Below are 5498 nucleotides of genomic sequence, written 5' to 3'. Positions count from 1 at the left end.
CATCGTCAGAGACCCTTGGCCGGTGAGACTGACTGCCCGGTATTTGCTGCCACAACGAGCACATTGACCGTTACATTGAGCACTGATACATTCGATTATCTTGACGTTGTCCAGATATCGCGTCGCCATGTTTTCNGGAGCCAACATGACCCCCACCACCGTCAACAGCCAGGGCATTTCACTCCAGGCCTACACTCTCGGCGACCCCAAAAAGACGCCCGTGGTGCTGGTGCACGGCTACCCGGACAACCACAGCGTGTGGCAACCGGTGGCGCAGCAGCTGGCCAAACACTACTTTGTAATCCTCTATGATGTGCGGGGCGCCGGCGCCTCCCAGGCTCCCCGAGCGCAAGCGGACTACCGCATGAAGCTGCTGTCCGCCGACCTGCTCGCGGTGGTGGATACCCTGATCCCCGGCCGGGGGTTTCATCTGGCCGGCCATGACTGGGGCTCCATTCAAAGCTGGGAATCGGTCACCAGCGAGCCGCTGAAATCGCGCATTCTGTCCTACACCACGATTTCCGGCCCCTGCCTGGACCACATGGGCCACTGGATGCGCGAACGCACCCTGAACCTGTCCGCCTCCGCCAAGGCGAAAGTCTTCAAGCAGGTACTCAGCTCCTGGTATATCGGTTTCTTTCATCTTCCCGTGCTCGCCCCCAGCGCCTGGCAGGGCGGCCTCGACAAACTCTGGCCGCAGTACCTGAAGCACCGGGAAAATGTCGCCGAACCCGACGCCAACCCCACCCAGGGCAAAGACGGCAAATTCGGCGTGCAGCTCTACCGGGCCAATTTTCGTAACAAGCTGATCAACCCGGAAAAGCGCTACGCCAATTGCCCGGTCCAATTGATCGTGCCCACCCGCGACAATTATGTGGGCACCCAGCTATTTGAAGACCTGCATCTCTGGGTAGAAGAACTCTACCGCCGCGACATCAACGCCAACCACTGGGTCCCCCTCAGCCACCCGGAACGCATTGCCGACTGGATTCACGAATTCGTCAGCGGCGTAGAGAAAGGCACCATGAGCGGCGCCCTGCAGCATGCCCGCGTACGCCCGGCCCGCAGCGCACTCCCCCTGAATGGAAAAACGGCGGTCGTCACCGGCGCCGGTTCCGGTATCGGCCGCGCCACCGCCCTGCGCTTCGCTGCGCAAGGCGCGGACCTGGTCTGTGTGGACATTGATGAAGACAGCGCCGAAGGCACCGCAGCCAAGGCTCGGGAATTGGGTGCCGTTGCCTGGTCTCGCAAAGTCGATGTGGGCTCGGCCCAGGCCATGCAACGCCTGGCCAACTGGGTCGCCAAGGAACTGGGTGGCGCCGACATTGTGATCAACAACGCCGGCATCGGTATGGCTGGCGGAGTGTTGGATACCAGCGTCAAGGAATGGGATCGCCTGCTGAAAGTGAACTTGTGGGGCGTCATTCACGGCTCGCGTCTGTTCGCCCAGCAGATGATCGACGGCCATCGCCACGGCCACATTATTAACGTGGCCTCCGCCGCCGCCTTTGCCCCCAATCGCAAACTGGCCGCCTACTCCACCAGCAAGGCAGCGGTGCACATGCTGAGCGAGTGCCTGCGTGCTGAACTGGCCGAGCACGATATCGGCGTCACCGCCATCTGCCCTGGCTTTGTTGCCACCGGCATTGCCAACGCCACCGTCTATGCCGGCGCCAGCGAAGAAGAACAAGCCGAGAAACGCGCCAAGGCCGATGCGCTCTACAAACGTCGTAATTTTTCACCGGACGATGTGGCCGACGCCATCCTCAAGGCAGTACTCAACAACCCGGCCCTGTCACTGGTGGGGGCGGAAGCCTGGAGCACCCGCTTGCTCAGCCGCTTCGCCCCTTCACTGTCACGCCGCGTTGCACGCATTGACCTGACCCCCTGACGGAGACCGGACACCATGAATGCCACTGTTCGACACCAACTGAAAGCGCGCCGGGTGCAGTTCGATTTTGATCAGACACCACTGCACTGGCTGCGTGATGATCCGTTCTCCACACACACCATCAACGGCATCCACCTGCTGTTGCCGGAAGGCGAGCTGTGGTTCTGTCGGGTATACAATCAGGCCCTGCCGCTGATCCAGGATGAACAGCTTCTGGCCGACGTGCAGGGCTTCATCCGACAGGAAGCGGTGCACTCTCGCGCCCACAGCAAGGCACAACTGTATCTGGAACGTCACGGCCTCAGCGTAGAGCCGTTCCTGAAACGAGTGGAATGGTTGTTTGGCACCGCGCTGGCCGATGCGCCGTTCGGGCTTACCCTGATGCAGCGCAAACCGTTCAAAAAACACTGGCTGGTCATGCGTGTCGGCATCATCGCCGCCATCGAACATTTCACCGGTGTGTTGGGGCAGTGGGCCATGGACAACGAAAGCTGGGAGCAGAACGGCGACCCCACCATGGTGGATCTGTTCAAATGGCACCTGGCCGAAGAAGTGGAACACCGCACCGTGGCCTACGATCTGTTCGAGCATCTGTGCAAGACCCAGCTTGGGTTTTATGTCAGCCGCCAGGCTCTGATGGCCATTGTTTTCCCGCTGTTCATTTACTTCATTGCCGAAGGCGGGCGCAGCCTGGCCCGGCAGGATTCCGACAAGGCCGCACGTGAGATAGGCCGCAAACTGATTCCGCAGGTGCTGATCCAGCTACAGCAAGTCGGCGAGCAGACCCGGAACGTTCCCACCTTTGGTTTTTTGCTCAAGGCCACGTTGCGTTGGGTCTCCCCACGCTTTCATCCGATCCATGAAGGCGATACGGAACAGGCGCTGGCGTACCTGGCACGCTCGCCGGCAGCCCAGGCGGCCATGAACGTCTAAAACCGCCCTTCCAAACGTCGGGCGTCTGGCCTCATGCGTCCGGCGTTTTATCAAACCAGGGCGCTGCGGCTTCCAGCTGCGCGGCCAGCGCCAGCAGCTTGCCTTCATCGCCGTGGCCACCGACAAACTGGGAGCCCAGCGGCAAACCGTTCTGGCACCAGTGCAAGGGCACAGACATGGCCGGCACCCCGGTCACGTTGGCGAACTGGGTGAAGGGCATGTATTTGAAATTCTCCATGGCCATCTGCTCGATCATGCCGGTTTTCATCAACAGTTTTTCCCCGCCCACCTTGAGCAACATCTTCAACGCGGCCTGCTGCCACGGCGGCGTCGCCATGGCACCAATAGCTGCAGGGGGCATGGCCAGGGTGGGGGTGAGCCAGAAATCGTACTGCTCCAGGAAGGCATCCATGGCGATCATGTACTGTTGCCAGCGGGTCTGGCACTTCACGTATTCATGGGCCGGGGTGGCGCGACCAAAAGCCGCAATGGCCAGGGTATCCAACTCGAAGCCTTCATCACCGCAACCGGTAATGGCCTTCACCTCATCCACTTCGGCAGCACACTGACCAAACCAGACCGACAGCCAGTCCATACACATCTGTTTGGCGTCCATCTGCGGCTCGGCATCAATCACTTCGTGGCCCAAGTCCCGCAACAACGCCACGGTTTTCTCCACCGCCCGGATCGCTTCCGGATCCACATCGGTACCCAGCGGCGAGCGGGTGGAAAAACCGATGCGTAACTTGCCCGGGCGGCTGGCCGCAGACAGGGCGTAAGCCTGCTTTGGCGGGGCAATCTGAAACAGGCTGCCGCGCTCGTCGCCCTGGGCAATATCCAGCAGCAGCGCGCTGTCACGGACGCTACGGGTGAGTACGTGGTTAACGGCGATCCCGTGCATGGCCTCCGTGAATTCCGGCCCCCAGGGGGTGCGCCCACGGCCCGGCTTGAGACCGAACAGGCCACAACAGGCAGCCGGAATCCGAATGCTGCCACCGCCATCGTTGGCGCCGGCCACCGGCACCACGCCCGCAGCGACCATGGCTGCCGAGCCACCGGAAGAGCCACCGGGAGTATGGTCCGGGTTCCAGGGGTTGCGTGCCGGCCCGAACGAATCCGGCTCGGTAATGCCCTTGGCGCCAAACTCCGGGGTATTGGTACGACCAAACGGGACCAGCCCGCCCTGCTTCCAGCGCGCCACCAGAGTGGAATCTCGTTGTGCATGGACATCACTGGCCTTGCGCGCCTTATTTCCCTGATAGCTGGGCGCACCGCCGATTTCCTGGAACAGATCCTTTACCAGCATGGGCACACCCGCCAGCGGTCCGCTCAAAGGCCCCGTGGCCTGCTTTCGGGCCATGTCGTACAACGGGATGATCAACCCATTCAATTGCGGGTTCACCGCCTCGGCACGGGCAATCGCCAGCTCCAGTAATTCCGCCGCCGTGACCTCCCCCCGTGTCACCAAATCGGCAAGCCCAATGGCATCAAACCGGCGGTATTCTTCAAACTTCATTGTGCTCTCCCTTTTGCTGTCCCGAAGCGCTGGCGATGATCTGCTGCCAGACGATAAAGCCATACTGTGGCATAGTCTGCCCAGCCAAGTGTGCCAAATCGTGGCAACCAGCACTTGTGGGAATACGTTGTCGAACTGTGAGGGAGCCTGCATGAAAGCCATTGGATTCAACCAGCCCAGAGCCATCGAGGATGTTCACGCCCTGGAAGACATCCAGCTGGACCTGCCCGCACCCGGCCCGCGGGATCTGCTGGTGGCCGTGCAGGCCGTCTCCGTCAATCCGATTGACACCAAACTGCGCCAGCGCCCCCTGGAACAACCCGGTTACCGGGTGCTGGGGTTTGACGCCGCCGGTGTGGTGGAAGCGGTGGGCGCGGAAGTGGAAAACTTCCAGGCCGGCGATCGGGTCTGGTACGCCGGCGCCGTGCAACGCCAGGGCAGCAACGCTCAGCATCAATGCGTTGACGAACGCCTGGTGGCAAAAAAACCGGACAGTCTGGGCATGCAGGAGGCCGCCGCATTACCACTCACAGCGCTCACTGCATGGGAGGCTCTGGAAGATCAACTCGGCTTTCAGCCCGGTGAATGTGAAGGGAAAAATCTGCTGGTGATCGGTGGTGCCGGCGGCGTGGGCTCCATCGCCATTCAGCTGGCCGCCCACCACTTTGGCCTCAAGGTCATTGCCACCGCAGGCCGGGAAACCTCTGCCAACTGGTGCCAAAGCCTCGGCGCCCATCACATGGTGGACTACCGCAAGCCATTGCTGCCACAGCTGGAAGCCATTGGTTGCCCGCAGATTGATGGCATCTTCATCACCCAGAATCTGGACGACTATTGGGCCACGGCCTGCCAGGCCGTGGCCCCGTTCGGCGGCATCTGCGCCATTGTCGATGCCCGCGCGCCCCTGGACCTGAATCCCCTGAAAGCCAAAAGCGCCCGCTTTAGCTGGGAATTCATGTTCACCCGCGCCATGTTCGCCACGGACATGCAACGCCAGGGCAACATCCTCACCCAACTCAGCACACTGGTGGATCAAGGCAAAATCCAGAGCACCGTCAGTGAGGGGCTCGGCACCATCAATGCCGCCAACCTGAAAGAAGCCCACCGGCGGCTGGAGAGCGGCAGCACCATCGGCAAACTGGTCCTGGCCGGCTGGGA

General features: G+C 61.5%; 4 protein-coding genes. 3 read left to right on the top strand and 1 reads right to left on the bottom strand.

Annotated features, from left to right (window positions below; genetic code table 11):
• Positions 1-145: 145 nt before the first annotated feature.
• Together A3754_RS14370 and A3754_RS14365 are read left to right on the top strand one after the other, a co-directional pair.
• On the top strand, positions 146-1891 hold the full coding sequence (locus A3754_RS14370; protein WP_082872304.1) for an SDR family oxidoreductase: 1746 nt from the start codon (positions 146-148) through the stop codon (positions 1889-1891).
• A 15-nt stretch (positions 1892-1906) separates the two neighbouring features.
• Complete coding sequence (locus A3754_RS14365) at positions 1907-2824, top strand: metal-dependent hydrolase (protein ID WP_063520246.1); 918 nt, start codon at positions 1907-1909, stop codon at positions 2822-2824.
• Between the two features lie 31 nt (positions 2825-2855).
• On the opposite strand, the gene A3754_RS14360 is transcribed toward A3754_RS14365, so the two are convergent.
• Positions 2856-4340, bottom strand: a complete 1485-nt coding sequence (locus tag A3754_RS14360; protein WP_063520245.1) for an amidase — start codon at positions 4338-4340, stop codon at positions 2856-2858.
• 151 nt (positions 4341-4491) lie between these two features.
• Between A3754_RS14360 and A3754_RS14355 the strand changes: the two genes are divergently transcribed.
• A partial coding sequence (locus A3754_RS14355) for a zinc-binding alcohol dehydrogenase family protein (RefSeq protein ID WP_063520244.1) occupies positions 4492-5498 on the top strand: 1007 nt, incomplete at its 3' end.

Source organism: Alcanivorax sp. HI0083, from assembly GCF_001635175.1.
The sequence above is the reverse complement of the archived record's forward strand: the minus strand, read 5'-3'. Positions and strand labels throughout refer to the sequence as shown.